The 14,744-nt window shown below is 58.7% G+C and carries 15 protein-coding genes; 10 read left to right on the top strand and 5 right to left on the bottom strand.

Annotation, left to right across the window (positions count from 1 at the left end; translation table 11 throughout):
* The first annotated feature begins 20 nt into the window (after positions 1-20).
* The gene (gene yfbV / locus G5168_RS18275; RefSeq protein WP_421252553.1) at positions 21-461 is read left to right on the top strand and encodes a terminus macrodomain insulation protein YfbV; all 441 of its coding nucleotides are present in this window, start codon (positions 21-23) and stop codon (positions 459-461) included.
* Positions 462-519: 58 nt separating this feature from the next.
* Here yfbV and G5168_RS18280 read toward each other — a convergent pair whose 3' ends face one another.
* The 3 genes from G5168_RS18280 to G5168_RS18290 all read right to left on the bottom strand — a co-directional run bounded on the left by G5168_RS18280 (position 520) and on the right by G5168_RS18290 (position 2,206).
* Complete coding sequence (locus G5168_RS18280) at positions 520-1,020, bottom strand: YfbU family protein (protein ID WP_042059885.1); 501 nt, start codon at positions 1,018-1,020, stop codon at positions 520-522.
* Positions 1,021-1,183: 163 nt separating this feature from the next.
* Positions 1,184-1,648, bottom strand: a complete 465-nt coding sequence (gene bcp, locus G5168_RS18285) for a thioredoxin-dependent thiol peroxidase (protein ID WP_005358255.1) — start codon at positions 1,646-1,648, stop codon at positions 1,184-1,186.
* Between the two features lie 24 nt (positions 1,649-1,672).
* Entirely contained in the window at positions 1,673-2,206 is a 534-nt protein-coding gene (locus G5168_RS18290; RefSeq protein WP_216949630.1) for a glycine cleavage system protein R, read from the bottom strand.
* A 205-nt stretch (positions 2,207-2,411) separates the two neighbouring features.
* On the opposite strand from G5168_RS18290, the gene dapA reads away from it, so the two are divergent.
* The 3 genes from dapA (at position 2,412) to G5168_RS18305 (ending at position 5,691) form a co-directional block, all read left to right on the top strand.
* Positions 2,412-3,299, top strand: coding sequence for a 4-hydroxy-tetrahydrodipicolinate synthase (gene dapA / locus G5168_RS18295; RefSeq protein WP_227341977.1), 888 nt, complete (start codon positions 2,412-2,414; stop codon positions 3,297-3,299).
* Complete coding sequence (bamC, locus tag G5168_RS18300; protein WP_005349235.1) at positions 3,292-4,419, top strand: outer membrane protein assembly factor BamC; 1,128 nt, start codon at positions 3,292-3,294, stop codon at positions 4,417-4,419. The genes dapA and bamC overlap by 8 nt, the downstream gene beginning before the upstream one ends.
* Before the next feature lie 168 nt (positions 4,420-4,587).
* Positions 4,588-5,691, top strand: a complete 1,104-nt coding sequence (locus G5168_RS18305) for a phosphoribosylaminoimidazolesuccinocarboxamide synthase (protein WP_216952911.1) — start codon at positions 4,588-4,590, stop codon at positions 5,689-5,691.
* A 128-nt stretch (positions 5,692-5,819) separates the two neighbouring features.
* Here the strand turns inward: G5168_RS18305 and G5168_RS18310 are convergent, their stop codons facing one another.
* Positions 5,820-6,422 (bottom strand): short chain dehydrogenase, encoded by a 603-nt coding sequence (locus G5168_RS18310; protein WP_064338734.1) that lies wholly within the window; start codon positions 6,420-6,422, stop codon positions 5,820-5,822.
* A gap of 97 nt (positions 6,423-6,519) precedes the next feature.
* Here G5168_RS18310 and G5168_RS18315 point away from each other — a divergent pair, with 97 nt between their 5' ends.
* From G5168_RS18315 to G5168_RS18330, 4 genes are all read left to right on the top strand, one after another.
* Positions 6,520-7,419: a LysR family transcriptional regulator gene (locus G5168_RS18315; protein WP_421252556.1), complete on the top strand. Its 900-nt coding sequence runs from the start codon at positions 6,520-6,522 to the stop codon at positions 7,417-7,419.
* Between the two features lie 71 nt (positions 7,420-7,490).
* Positions 7,491-8,132 (top strand): DUF2057 domain-containing protein, encoded by a 642-nt coding sequence (locus G5168_RS18320; protein ID WP_227341978.1) that lies wholly within the window; start codon positions 7,491-7,493, stop codon positions 8,130-8,132.
* Positions 8,133-8,206: 74 nt separating this feature from the next.
* Positions 8,207-8,653: an HIT domain-containing protein gene (locus G5168_RS18325; protein ID WP_227341979.1), complete on the top strand. Its 447-nt coding sequence runs from the start codon at positions 8,207-8,209 to the stop codon at positions 8,651-8,653.
* A gap of 89 nt (positions 8,654-8,742) precedes the next feature.
* Positions 8,743-9,444 (top strand): DUF3334 family protein, encoded by a 702-nt coding sequence (locus tag G5168_RS18330; RefSeq protein ID WP_227341980.1) that lies wholly within the window; start codon positions 8,743-8,745, stop codon positions 9,442-9,444.
* Positions 9,445-9,511: 67 nt separating this feature from the next.
* Here the strand turns inward: G5168_RS18330 and G5168_RS18335 are convergent, their stop codons facing one another.
* Complete coding sequence (locus G5168_RS18335) at positions 9,512-10,507, bottom strand: DUF2860 family protein (RefSeq protein WP_216952915.1); 996 nt, start codon at positions 10,505-10,507, stop codon at positions 9,512-9,514.
* Positions 10,508-10,711: 204 nt separating this feature from the next.
* On the opposite strand from G5168_RS18335, the gene arcB reads away from it, so the two are divergent.
* Positions 10,712-13,024 carry an aerobic respiration two-component sensor histidine kinase ArcB gene (gene arcB / locus G5168_RS18340; RefSeq protein WP_216952916.1) on the top strand — a complete coding sequence of 771 codons (2,313 nt, stop codon included), beginning with the start codon at positions 10,712-10,714 and terminating at the stop codon, positions 13,022-13,024.
* Positions 13,025-13,075: 51 nt separating this feature from the next.
* Entirely contained in the window at positions 13,076-14,440 is a 1,365-nt protein-coding gene (gene dgt, locus G5168_RS18345; RefSeq protein ID WP_216952917.1) for a dGTPase, read from the top strand.
* Positions 14,441-14,744: the final 304 nt, after the last annotated feature.

The following is a 14,744-nucleotide window of genomic DNA, read 5'->3' on the forward strand; positions in this document are numbered from 1 at the left end:
AAAAAGCGCTCGGAGGTAGTATGAGCATGAACATTTTTGGAACTAAGTTACAGCAAGGCCGCCATTATATGACGCTTTGGCCGCGCCGTCCCGAGCTCAATTCGATGTTTCCTGAAAATCGGGTGATCCAGGCGACCGAGTTCGCTCTCAAGGTGATCCCCGCGCTGGCGGTGCTGAGCGTGATGCTGCAGTTCCAGTTTGGCGAGCTGCACTACTGGCCCTCCGTCATCACCTCGGTGCTGTTTCTGCTCAGTTTGCCGCTGCAGGGTTACTACTGGCTCGGCCAGCGTGCCGACACCCGCTTGCCCCCGTCGCTGGCGAGCTGGTATCGGGAGATCAACGGCAAGATGAACGAGCAGGGTGGCCGTCGTCAGCTGGTGTCACAACCGCGCTATGAAGAATTGGCCGAGACCCTCAAGGCCGCCTTCCAGCAGCTGGACAAATCCTTTCTCTACGAATAACCCGTTTCAGATACAAAAAGGCGCCAGTGGCGCCTTTTTGTTGTCTGGTGACCTGCCATCAGGCAGCCAGCACTTTGCGGATCTCCTGGATGGAGAGCTTGTACTGACGCGGGCACTGACGCCACACCTGCAGCATCCGCTGGTACTTGTCACGCATGGCGATGTCGCTGGAGAGCTCGTCGCACGGGCACTTGAGCTCGGGGAAGCGCTTGTCCACCTCAAGCAGGAAGCAGACGTAGTCAGCCAGCTCACGCTCCTGACTGCGGCTGTAGCCGTTGAACTCCAGCCGGCTGGCGTTGATCTCGCCCTGATCAGCCGCATCCAGATTGCCCCATGAGATGGCCAGTGCGTGGTGCAGCTCCAGGGTGTCGATTACCTCCTGGCAGGTAGCCAGATCCAGATGGCCGAAGCTCTTCTCCAGCTCGAGGATCTGCAGGCAGTAGCCGCGCTCGATGATGGTGCTGGCGCGCTGGTAGATGTCCGCTTTCTCCGGATTGAGTTTCGCCAGAATTTCGTACTGGTTGCTCAGGATCAAACGCTCAGTGTTGCTCATGTTCATGGGATATCTCGCTGGAAGATGATTCTGGGGTCACGTTAACCCATATATAAAATGAATTTTTTGATCTGGGCGGGGGAGTTGGTGAGAAAAATCCGCTGGCAAGGTGCGGCTGGCCAGACAAAAAAGGCCTGCATGGCAGGCCTTTCAATAACGCAGGGGAGGATTATCCCTTGAGGAAATCCAGTACCACCTGATGGTGATCGCTGGTTTTGAACTTGTCGAAGTGGTGGGCAATCTTGCCCTCTTCGTCGATCAGGAAGCTCTGACGGTGAATGCCGTCATACTCTTTGCCCATGAACTTCTTCGGGCCCCAGACGCCAAAGGCATCCGCGACGGCGTGGTCTTCATCGGCCAGCAGGGTGAAGTTGAGCTGGTCCCGCTCTTCGAACTTTTTCAGCCGTTTGGCCGGATCCGGGCTGATGCCAAGCACCACCACATTGAGGGCGGCCAGCTCGGCGTTCACATCGCGCAGGCTGCAGGCCTGGGTGGTGCAGCCGGGGGTCATCGCCTTGGGGTAGAAATAGACCAGCACCTTCTTGCCGCGAAGGCCAGCGAGGCTGACCTGATTGCCATTCTGGTCGGGCAGGGAGAAATCGGGGGCGGGGCTGCCAGCTTGTAGTGGTTGCATGGTGTCTCCTCGGGTAAAACGCCCTCAGGCGTGTTTGCGATTGACGGTAAACTCGAACGATTCGGCACCCAGTTGACGACAGAATTCGGCGAAGGCGGTTTGCGAACCTTCCACTTCACCCTCTCTGGCCAGATTGAGCTGAAAACTGATCTTCAGCAGGTTGAACGGCTGCTGCTCCAGGGTCATGGATTGCATCGCCTGAATGTTCCAGCCATGTTCGCTGAAGAACTGGGTGCACTGGCTTACGATGCCGGGCTCGTCGCGGATCAACAGGTCGGCGCTGGCGCGGACGTCATACTGCAGGGACTGGTGGCGCTCGGTGCGTTTCATCATGGTGATGAGATCCCACTCCTGGCTACGCAGGGGCAGGCTGATTTCGAGTTGCATCATGCTGTTCCAGTCGCCCGAGAGCAGCATGATAAAGGTAAATTCATTGCCGAAGATGCCAAGGCGGCTGTCTACAATGTTGCAACCACAGCCACTGACGTGGCGGGTCACTTCATTGACGATGCCAGGCCTGTCCGTGCCGATGGCCGTTACGACCAGGTAGTGAGTCATAAATCTTCTCTCGTCCGTTATTTCGTTGCGAAAGCCGCGCTGGCAAGCCAACCCTCCGGCCCTGATGACCACTCCCTGAGGGACGCTGCCGACTTTCGTCCATTACTTTTTGTTCCGGATGGTATCACGGCTTGCCCCCTCTCTCCCTTGTTTTTCAAAGGGGTCAGCTTTACCATTACGCCCCTGAAAATCGGGAGAAAAGTCCATGTTACGCGGTAGTATTGTTGCGCTCGTTACCCCCATGCTGGCTTCAGGTGAAGTCGATTGGGCCAGTCTGGCCAAACTGGTCGACTATCATGTCAGCGCCGGGACCTGCGCCATTGTTGCGGTTGGGACCACAGGGGAATCGGTGACCCTGAGCGAGCAGGAGCATATCGCCGTCGTTGAAAAGACCGTTGAGTATGCCGCCGGACGCATTCCCGTCATCGCCGGTTGCGGCTCCAACAATACTGCCCATGCCATTGAATTGACCAAGCGACTGGCCAAAACCGGCGTGGTGGCGGGCCTCTCGGTGACTCCTTACTACAACAAGCCCACTCAGGAAGGTCTCTATCGCCACTATTGTGCGATCGCCGAGGCTAGTGGTCTGCCCCAAATTCTTTATAATGTGCCCGGTCGCACCTGTTGCGATCTCAAACCGGAGACCGTGGCCCGTCTGGCCAAGGTTCCCGGCATTATCGGTTTGAAAGAGGCAACCGGCGATTTGAGCCGCACCCCGCGGCTGCGCGAGCTGTGCGGGCCGGAGTTTGCTCTCTACAGTGGCGACGATGCCACTGGTTGTGATTTTATGCTGCAAGGTGGCGATGGCGTGATTTCGGTCACCACCAACATTGCAGCGGCCCAGATGGCCGACATGTGTCGTGCTGCGCTGGCCGGTGATGCCGGACAGGCGCATGACATCAACAATCTCTTGATGCCGTTGCACAAGACTCTGTTCTGCGAACCGAGCCCCACCCCGGTGAAATGGGCCTGTGCCCAACTGGGGTTGATTGCAACAGCCACCTTGCGCCTGCCGCTGGTTGACCTCACTCCCGAGGGCGAACAGCTGATGGCGCGAGCACTGACCACAGCGGAGTTGATGGCGAGTGTTTAAATCTAATGGAAAGGGAAATAGAGCCCGTCTGGTGCTGAGCGTTGCGACTGTGGCCGTCTTGGCCGGTTGCAGCACCCCCCAGGATCGCAAAATGGCCAACCGCGACTTCGGTTATGAAGATGCCCGCCTCGAGGGCCGCGCGTTCTTGATCCCCGCAGGATTGAGTGCCCCCACCTTCAACAGCCAGTACGATATTCCGCCGCTTCCTGAGAGCAGCCGTGAAGGTGCCCTCGGCGCCCAGGTCGATGTGCGCCCACCCGCTCAGCTGCTGACCGTGGTACCGGGCAGTCAGGTGGTGCAGAGCGCAACCGAACCGACCGTTGCTTTCTATGCCCTCAGCACCAGCCAGAGCGTGGAGCGCGATACCTGGTCGTTCCTGATGAACTTCCTGGCCAAATACAAGGTCACCACCGAGAAGCTGGATCAGCAGGATGGCGTATTGCAGACCGGCTGGTTTGACAACACGGTCGCTCTCGATGGCTGGGGTGAAGATGACGAAGACTTCAAAATCCGTCAGCGTTACCAGTTCACCGTGCGCAACGATGCCCAGCGCCACGCTGTCAATATGTCGGTCCGGGTACTGGATCACGAAGAGACCATCGACGGCGAGACCAGCAACAAGCTGACCCCTGCCGATGCCCAGCGCTATGCCGCGCGAGTGCTGAACCAGTTCTCTCTCTATTACGACAGCCAGCTGAAAGCCCGCGAGCAGCACAAGTCCAACGATGGCATGGGTCTGCAACTGGGTCTGGACAACAACGAACTGAGCGCCTGGATTGCCGAAGGCTCCTTTGATCAGGTGTGGCGTCGCCTCAACCAGGTACTGCCTGCTTACGGTTTCACCATCAAGGATACCCAGCAGTCACTGGGCTGGATCGACGTCGAGTACGAAGAGCCGGGTGCCGAGTTCTGGAAGGCGAAAGGGAGCGAGCCGTTCAAACTGGAGGAGGAGAAATACCGCTTCCAGCTTGGCGAAATGGCGGGAGGCAAGACCTCCATCACCCTGTTCGACAAGGACAAGAAGCCGGTATCGTCCGGGGTTATTTCCCAGATGTATATCAGCCTGTCCGAGGCGTTCGCCAAGGGGCTGGCCGATCAGGCAGCAGCAAAAGCAGAATAAATTCAGGGGCCTTGTGCCCCTGTTTTGTTATCAAAATCCCCCTGAAAACGCGGGGATTCCGAGCGGTTTTCGATGATGCGAGCCCCCTTGCCAGCCCGTTGCAAACAGAGCGCGCAGGTGAGGGACTCGCGATGTTTACCCCCCCACAAACAGGAAGTGTTATTAGCCATGAGTCTTGCAGATCAAGTATTGGCGGTGAATGACGATTTGCCGATCCGTACCGATAAACCTGTCCATTCCGGCAAAGTGCGCAGCGTCTACTGGTTGACCCCCGAAGACAGTGCCCGGCTCATAAAAGAGAAAGGCTATGATGTGCCGGCCGATGCGCCCCTCGCCCTCATGGTGATCAGCGATCGCATCTCGGCCTTCGATTGCATTTGGCAAGGTGAGGATGGCCTGAACGGCGTACCGGGCAAAGGGGCGGCGCTCAACGCCATCTCCAGCCACTGGTTCAAGCTGTTCAAGGAGAAGGGACTGGCCGACAGCCACATTCTGGATATTCCGCACCCTTTCGTCTGGATCGTGCAAAAAGCCCGTCCGGTGATGATCGAGGCGATTGCCCGCCAGTACATCACCGGCTCCATGTGGCGTGCCTACAAGGATGGCGAGCGCGAGTTCTGCGGCATCACCTTGCCGGAAGGGCTGAAAAAGGATCAGAAGCTGCCGGAGATCCTCATCACTCCGTCCACCAAGGGCGTGCTGAAAGGGCTGGATGGCGTGCCGGAAGCCGATGACGTCAACGTCTCCCGTGCCGATATCGAGCGCCACTATAAGGGCTTCAACTTCAGCAAGCCGGCCGACATCGACCGCTACGAAGTGCTGCTCAAAGAGGGCTTCAACGTCATCAGCGACGCGCTGGTCGGGCTGGATCAGATCTTCGTCGATACCAAGTTCGAGTTTGGTTATGTCCACGATGCGGCAGGCAACGAGAAGCTGATCTACATGGATGAAGTGGGCACCCCCGACAGCTCCCGTATCTGGGATGGCGCCGCCCTGCGCGACGGCCAGATCGTCGAGAAGTCTAAAGAGGGTTTCCGTCAGTGGCTGCTCAACCACTTCCCGGATCCGGACATCCTGCTCAACAAGAACCGCATGCCGGAACGTTTTGCCCTGGCCCGCGACAACAAGCTGCCGACCGAAGTGATGATGGATATCTCCAACACCTACGTCGGGATCGCCGAGAAGATTATCGGCCACAAGCTGGCGCGTTCTGCCAATCCCAAGCAGGAGATCATCGAGGTGCTGCGCGATCAGTACGGTCTGATCGACTAAGGGTTGCGCTCTTTTTTTGTCGCCAACAAACAAACGTTTGCTGATGGTGAAGGAGAGAGGCAGATAAACAGACGGGCCCCGCTATGGGGCCCATTTTTATTGCTGGTCTGGCGGCAAGCGAGCGGCGATTAGCCGTTGACCCTGAACACCTGGCCGGTCTGGATGCCCAGCACCGACTTCTTGTAGGCCTGCGCTACCTTGGCGGCGGGTACCGGTACGAAGCCCGGGAAGAAGTCAGCGTATTTGTCCATCGACTCCGCCAGCACGGTGGGGCTCACCACATTGATGCGCAGGCCGCGGGGTAACTCGCAGGCGGCCGCTTTCACAAAGTGATCGATAGCGCCGTTGACTGTGCTGGCGCTCACGCCCCAGTTGATCGGCTCCTCGCTCAGAATACCGCTGATCAAAGTGATGGAGCCCTTGTCAGTCAGATAGGGAATGGCGGCGCGGGTCAGGTTGATCTGGCCCATCAGCTTGCTCTCCAGTCCCACCTGCCACTGTTCGTCGGTCATCTCGGTCAGGCCGTTGAAGGCCACGCTGCCGCTGGCGACAACCAGTGCATCAAACTGGCCCAGCTTGGCGAACAGCGCCTTGATGGAGGCGGGATCGCGCATGTCGACCGTGGCATCGCCACGACTGTGGCCGACCCGGATCACCTGATGATCTTTGGCAAGCAGTTCACTGACTGCGGAACCGACGGTGCCGGAGGCACCCACAATCACAATTTTCATCTGCATCACTCCTGGTTGGAATGTATCGATTCTAGCGCAACAGAAAATGTGAAAAAGCGCGTAAAATAAACCCATTGTTTCCATATTGGAGCTAATGATGGATATCGCCCATCTGGCCAGCTTTTATGAGGTGGTGCTGCGCGGCAGTTTCTCGGCTGCGGCCGATACGCTGGGGGTCAGCAAGGGGATGCTGAGCCGCCACGTCAGCGCGCTGGAGTCCTCCCTCAATGCGCAACTGTTGCAGCGCACCACCCGCCGCCTCAGTCTGACCGAGGCGGGCAAGACCCTCTACCAGCAGGTGGGGGAGATCTTCGCGCTGGTTCGGCAGGCGGAGCAGGATATTCAGGCGCTGACCGAAGAGGATAGCGGAAGACTGCGTTTTACCTGCCCGGTCAGTACCGGCGATCGCATGGTGAGTGAGCTGCTGACCAGTTTTGCCGCGCTCTGCCCGGGGGTGGAGGTGGAGCTCAATTTCACCAACCAGATGGTCGACATGAGCCAGGGGGAGAACGACATCGCCCTGCGCGCCATGAACGAGGTGCCGGACAATCTGGTCGCACTTCCTATTGGCCGACTTAAGGATGTAGTGGTGGCCAGCCCCGCACTTGTAGCGAGAGAGGGGCGTTCAGCCACTCCCTATGAGCTGAGCGGGCGCAGCTGCCTGTTGCAGGGGCACAATCCGGCCTGGGAGCAGTGGCACTTTATCCGTGAAGGGGAAGAGGCCCACATTCTGGTGCAGGGCAAGGTGCGGGCCAACCATTACAGCACAGTGTTGCAACTGGCGCGTGCCGGTATGGGCTATGCCAAGTGCCCGCTGATGCTGGTGGAATCGCTGCTGACGGCAGGGGAGCTGGTGACCGTGCTAGATGAGTGGCAGAGCGGGCTGCATCAGCTTCATGTGCTGCATGCCCAGCAGCGGCGGGTGCCACGCAAGATCCGGCTGTTCAAGCAGGTGCTTGCCCAGTGGTTTGCCGAGCGACCCCACTACCTGCTCTGAGCGGCGTTATTTTTCTGTCATCTTCGGCTGCTACCCTGCGCCCATCATCGGCATCAGGAAGATCAGCGGGAATGAAGAGTAATAGAGGGTTGACCGGTTTTGTGCTGCTCTGTGCAGTGTTGGGGGCTGGCAGTGTGCAGGCCATGGTGGACGTGAAGGTTCCGGAGAATTTCCGCATTCTCGCGGTGAGCAACGGCACCTTGCTGGATGAGCAGCATGCCACCCTGGCGGATGGTGAGCAGCAACTGCTGGTGCGCTTCGAGGGGGTGATCCCCAGCCGCAGCAGCAGCGAGAATGATCGGCAGGTACGCTCCGAGCCGCAGGTGGTGCGCTATCAGGGCAGCAATCAGCATTTGCAGCTGACGGCCAGCGTACCGGGAGACGAGCGGGGGATGCAGGCCTATGCCAAGGCTCCTGTGGTAGCGCTGCAGGAGAATGGCCGCGCGCTTGCCATCCAGCAGGACGCACTGGTGACCAGCGGCATGCTGCTTGGGGTGGATTGGAACGGCAAACTGGCTGAATACAACCGCAGCGGCGGCAAGGCGGCGCTGGCGGCTGGCGCCGTTGCTACGCAGCCAACGGCCACGGCCGCTGGTGGGGCTCAACCCGTTGTGGCAGCCAGCGAGCTGGAAGGGCAGTTGCAGCAGCTGTTCCTCCAGGCAGACCCAGCCCTGCGCAAGCGCTTTATCGGTTGGGCCGTGCCACAGCTTTAAGTTTTCTGCCCGTTGCAGTAACGTGGACACTCCTTTTTTCAGGCGCTCTGTTCATCGTACTCAACGAGGTTTTCATGTTTGAATTGCATTCACGCCTGCAGGCAGATACCCGGTGGCTCGGGGATCTGCCCCTCTGCCGTGTCTTGCTGGCAAAAGACAGCCAGTATCCCTGGCTCATCCTGGTACCGCGAGTAGCCAACCTGCGGGAAATTCACCATCTGGCGCCGGAGCAGCAGCAACAGCTGATGCAGGAGTCCTGCGCCGTCGCCGCCCTGATGGAGCAGGCCCTCAGCCCGGACAAGATCAACATAGGGGCGCTGGGCAATCTGGTGCCACAGCTGCACATTCACCATGTCGCACGTTTCGCCACCGATGCTGCCTGGCCAGGCCCCATCTGGGGGGCTCATCCGATCGTGCCTTATGAGCCACAGGTGCTGGCGCAGCAGGCCGACAGATGGCGTGCCCGGCTCGCCAAGCTGAGCGGTTTTACCCCTGCGGCTGCTGATAACGGCGTCAACTGAGAGGCGTGTCGCTATTTCAGTCTTCGGGCCGCGCCATCTGTTAGAGTTATGGTATAGATAAGCCCATTCTCGATGTTCAGGAAGGTCCCATGATAGTGACAAGAGCCGATGATGACGTCGTGTTGACGACTGAGGATGTACTGCTCAGCCTGTGCAACTCGGTGACCGATGTGTTGAGTGCCGCGACCATGAGTCAGGTGCGGTTTTCCGGCATGGTGCAGCGGATCAGCAAGACCTGCCTCAAGCCGGATATCGGCTGCTTCGTGCTGTTCGATGGCGGTTTTTCCGGTCTGGTGGTGATCAACTTCTCCGCCGCTGCCGCCATGGAGTTGTACGAGAGCTACATGCTGAGCATGGGGCTCTCCAAGGAGGATCTCGCCATCTCCCATACCTCTGACGAGGTGAGCAACGTGATGGGCGAACTGATGAACCAGATCGTCGGTAGCTTTACCGTCAAGGTGGGCCGGGATTTGCAGACTCACATTACCCAGAACCAGCCGAAGATGCTGGCCCTCAACAAGCAGGTGATGCTGAGCGTCGATACCAATCTTGACAGTCCGGAGTCCCGCCGCGTCACTTTCTTCACCGCCCGTAACAACATCTTTTATCTGGAGCTGGCGATGGACAAGACCGAGTTCATCCGCATTCACAATGAGGGGATGGAGCACGAGGAGCTGGATCCTGACGCCCTGATCGCCCAAGCCAAGCAGGATGCCGCCAAGCCGGCCCCGGCAGCCGCTGCGCCAGCCAGTAATGATCACGATGATCTGCTCGACTCTTTGGGTATTTGAGGCAAATGCCGGATAGCAACAAGGCCACCTTCGGGTGGCCTTGTTGTATCGGTGCGCACAACCGTTATTAGAAGTTGTAGAGCAGGCCGGTGTTGAACATCACCGATTCAGAATCGTAGAAGTTGATGTCGGAATCGGACTTGGCGTAGCCAGCGGTAAAGGTTGCCGAGAGCGGTGCAATACCGAACAGGCGGTGCCAGAAGAAGGTACCGGTCAGGGCAAACTCGTCGGAGTCGGCTTTTTTGTTACCAAAGTCAGGGATTGGGTTGGCTTCATCATATTTGGTCTGACCCAGATAGAGGTTGCTGACGAAGGACCACTGGGATGCCCGCTTGCCGTAGGTCAACTGGAGGCCGTTGCTCTTGTAGCTCTGGGCGCTGCCGTCCAGGTCAGCCTGACGGTGGATGAAAGCCGGCTCCAGCACCTGACCGGCTGCCAGCTGCCATTTGTAGGAGAGGTCGAGGGCGTGGATCTTGCCGTTGCGATCCAGCTTGGCCGCCGTGTCGGCACCATACTGGCTGCCACTGCGCTCTTCATCGACTTCGATGTTGCGGGTGGTCAGGCTGCCGAAGAAGTTGCTGCCCCAGATATTGTCCCAGGCGAAGCGCACCCCTTTTGACTTGATATCGGTCGACTGGCGATCGACGCTTACGGCGAAGGGATCGCTCCACTGCTCGGTTGGCATGGCATTGAAGACCACGGAGCCGGCCACTGTGCCCTTGTTGCTCATCTCCTGGCGGATACCGAGTTGCTGGGTGAAGTCGAAACGGATGGCATCCTGGATCAGGTTACCGAGGAAGACCTGGGTGCGGGTATCGGCAAAGGTGTAACGGATATCTGCGTTGAGCAGCGGGGCGACGGCGGAGCTGCTCTCTGCACTGCCCAGTCCGCTCAGTCGACGATTTTCGTCGTCACCGCTGTAAAAGTTGGATTCGTAATTGATGACGTTGACGCCGCCAAGCAGGAAACCGGACCAGCCCGATTCGTTGGGAATGGTTCCCAAATCCGCATATGCACTATTTGCGACCAGCAGGCCCAGACCAAGCAGGGTAGTGTTGCGCATCAGATAACTCCTAAATTAAACGCGTTTAAATTACCAGGTGGGCGATTATAGGGGGCCACCCTTAATGGCAACTGACAGAATTTCATCAAATATCCTAACTCACTCATTTCACTAGGCGAATCGTTAATTAATTGTGCGAGATAAGAAGAGTTCAATTCTCTGTGCTGGTATTCTGTTCGCGGATATGGGGGAGAAAATAACAAGATGAAGCAGATTAAATCCTGGGCACAATATTACGTCGATCTGATGACCAAGCTGGGACTGGTGCGCTTCAGCATGTTTCTGGCGGCTGGCATCATAGTGCTGGCTGTCGCCATCCAGATGGGGGTGACCCTGTTCCTGCGCGGCAATATTGATGTGATCGACTTCGTGCGCTCGGTCTTCTTTGGCCTGCTGGTGACCCCCTGGGCGGTCTATTTCCTCTCCATCGTGGTGGATCAGCTGGAGGATTCCCGTCAGCGATTGAGCCGGATGGTGCGCAAGCTGCAGGATATGCGCGAGCGGGATCTGGAGCTCAACAGTCAGTTGCAGGAGAACATCAGTCGCCTCAATGCCCAGATTGCCGAGACCAACCGGGCCGAGGCACTGCGTCTGCAGGCCATCGAGGATCTCGAGAACGAGGTGTTCCAGCGGGAGAAAGCCCAGCTTCATCTGGGGGAGCGTACCGCTCTGCTGCGCTCTTTTATCGACTGTTCCCCGGATCTGGTCTACTACCGCAATGAGGATGAGCAGTTCTCCGGTTGCAACCGCGCCATGGAGGAGCTGACCGGCAAGGCGGAGAGCGAGCTGATTGGCCTCACACCTTTCGATGTCTACAAGCAGGAGATTGCCAACAAGGTGGTGGAGACCGACAAGCAGGTCTTTGCCAGCAATGAGCCCCTCACCTATGAACAGTGGCTGGAGTATCCCGATGGCCGCAAGGCCTACTTCGAGCTGCGCAAAGTGCCCTTCTTCGATCGCTTCGGCAAGCGGCTGGGCCTGCTCGGCTTTGGCCGCGACATCACCGAGCGCAAGCAGTATCAGGACAAACTGGAGAAGGCGAGCCGCGACAAGACTACCTTTATCTCCACCATCAGCCACGAGCTGCGCACCCCGCTCAACGGCATCGTGGGCTTAAGCCGGATGCTGATGGATACCCCCCTCGATCCCAAGCAGCACCAGCAGCTCAAGACCATTCACCTGAGTGCGGTGACCCTTGGCAATATCTTCAACGACATCATCGATTTGGACAAACTCGATCGGCGTCGCCTCGAAATTGCGCCGACCCGCATCGATCTGCCTGCCTTCCTCGACGAGCTGGAGACCCTGTCGCGCATTCAGGCGGAGCAGAAGGGGCTATATCTGCATTTCGATCGCGATGGCGACATGCCGCAATTCGTGATAGCCGACGGTACCCGTCTGCGTCAGGTGCTGTGGAATCTGGTGGGCAATGCGGTCAAGTTTACCGACGAGGGGGGCGTCACCGTGCGCTGCCTCTCTCATCCTGCCGACGAGCCGGGCAAGCTGGCCCTGCACTTCGAGGTGGAGGATACCGGCATCGGCATCCCGCGCGCCCAGCAGGAGAAGATCTTCGCCATGTACTATCAGGTGCAGGGCAAGAAACACGCCACCGGCACCGGTATTGGCCTCGCGGTCTCCCGTCAGCTGGTGCAGGCGATGGGCGGCCAGCTCTATGTGGACAGTGAGCCGGGCGAAGGCTCCTGCTTCACCGCCGAGCTGGAGGTAGCTTGCGCCGAGCCAGTGCCGCAGGAGCAGGAGGAGGAGATGCCCTCCCTCGATATCCTGCTGGTGGAAGATGTGGAGCTCAACGTGACGGTGGCCTGCGCCCTGCTGGGCAAGCTGGGTCATCAGGTGCAGGTGGCACGGGATGGCACCCAGGCGCTGGCGATGGCCAATCCGGATGATTTCGACCTCATTCTGCTCGATATCCAGCTGCCGGACATGACCGGCTTCGATGTGGCGAAAACCCTGCTGGAGCGTTATGGCGACAGCCTGCCGCCCATGGTGGCACTAACGGCCAACTCTACCGGCGATCGCCAGTATTATCTGGAGCGCGGGATGCGGGATGTGATCAACAAACCGCTTGGCTCGAAGGCTGTGCGGGAGGTGATTGGCCATCTGTTTGCCGGTCTGGCCGAGGATGAAGCGGACGAGCAAGCTGATGCGGGCAATCAGGATGCCCTGCTGGATATTCCCTTCCTCACTGATTATGCCGATACGGTGGGCAAGCCGGTGCTGCTCTCCAGCGTCGAGCTGTTCGAGAAGATGATGCCGGACTACATGGCGGTGCTCGACTCCAACATGATCGCCCGGGATCAGGCGGGGGTGGTGGAGGAGGCGCATAAGATAAAAGGGGCGGCAGGCTCCATTGGCCTGCGTCGTTTGCAGCAGACGGCTCAGCTGATCCAGAGCCCGGATCATCCCGCCTGGTGGGAGAACGTGGAAGACTGGATTGAGACGTTGCGCCGGGAATATCCGGGCGATATCGCCCGGCTGCGGCGCTGGTTGCTGTCTTGAGGCTGGAGGTTGTCTTGAGTCTGATGGAAGTGGCTGGCAAGGAGCTGCAAGATGTATAGCCGTTTGATTACCCCTGCGCGCATCCACCCTTGGGGGGACGAGGATTTGCTGGAGGCGACCGAGCAGGATCGCGCCCGTATCGTGCAGGCGGCGCCAGTGCGCCGGTTGCAGCAGAAGACCCAGGTCTTTCCGCTCGATGTGAAGGCCTCGGTGCGCAGTCGCCTCACCCACTCGCTGGAGGTGCAGGAGACCGGTCGCCAGATCAGCCGCCGTATTCTGGCCGCCTTGCCAGCCGGGATGGTCTGCGAAGGGGCCTTTATCAATCTGGTGGAGATGTCCTGCCTGCTTCATGACGTGGGCAACCCGCCGTTTGGCCACTTTGGCGAGCAGGTGATGAGCCAGTGGCTCGGCGAGATGCTCGATCCCCTCTATCAGCAGGCGCTGGCGCAGCCCCCCTCGACCCAGTGGGCTGAGCTGCGTCAGGATCTGCAACTGTTTGATGGCAACGCCCAGAGCTTGCGGCTGGTGCACAGTCTGCACGAGCTCAATCTGACGCTCGGGCAACTGGCGGCGCTCTGCAAATACCCGCAGCAGCCTCAACCCGGGGTGAGCTATGGCCAACATCATGGCTGGAGCAGCAAACGGGGCATCTTCTTTAGCGAGCAGCCGCTCTACCGTGCCCTCGGCCAGAGTCTGGGATTGGCCCCAGGATGCCGTCATCCGCTGGTCTATATCATGGAGGCGGCCGATGATATCTCCTACTGCATCGCCGATCTGGAAGATGCGGTAGATCGGAGGATCCTGACTCTGGGTGAACTGCTGGCGGCACTGCGAGCTGCTGACCAGAGTGACTACATGGGCACCTTGCTGGATGACGCGCTTGCCAGTGGTCGGGGCTTTTTCCCCCATTTTCGCCAGCAACTTACCCGGGATCTGGTTGCGCTGGCGGCGCAGAGCTATGTCAGCGAACATCAGGCCATTTTGCAGGGCTCCTATCCGCAAGCACTGCTGCATGGTCAGGCGCCGGCGGCGCGGGTGCTCGATATCCTCAAGCAGGTGGCCCGCGAGCTGGTCTTTATGCGCCCCGAAGTGGAAGCGCTTGAGCTGGAGGGGTATGCGGCGCTGCGCGGGGTGCTGACCAGTTATGCCTGTCTATTGGCGCTGCCAGCGCCACAGTTTGCTCGCCTGCTGGCCGGGGAGGGGAGTCAGGCGCTGTTCTTTGCGCGCCGTCTCTATCACCGCCTCTCGGCCCGCCATCTCAAGGCCTATCGATTGGCGATCGCCACCCCGGATCAGCGTTTTGCCTGCCAGAACGAGCAGGAGTGGTATTACCGGGTGCGGTTGCTGCTCGATTATGTCAGCGGCATGACGGATACCTATGTACTGGAAGAGTACCGGCTACTCTCGGGGATCTGATGTGCTGGCATCGTTGCCAGACGGACAGCATAAAATGCCGTAAAAACGTTTAAAAAGGAGCCGCAAGAGGCTTGTTTTAAATTCGGATATTTTTTAGACTTCTGCAACCTGTTCAACTTTTACTCGGTAAGGAGATGAAAATGCAACATCTGATGCTCAATTTTGCATTCTCTCGCGGCACTGCGTGCGGCGTGAAATCTCGTGCTCTTTTACCGCGTGGCGTAAACAGGTAACCCCTGTCTTTTTATCACCCGCGGTTCGTCCCGCAGGGTGATATCCACTTTCTCCGGGAGAACCGCATGTT

The organism is Aeromonas sp. 600724 (assembly GCF_049175135.1).
GTDB lineage: Bacteria > Pseudomonadota > Gammaproteobacteria > Enterobacterales > Aeromonadaceae > Aeromonas > Aeromonas veronii_A.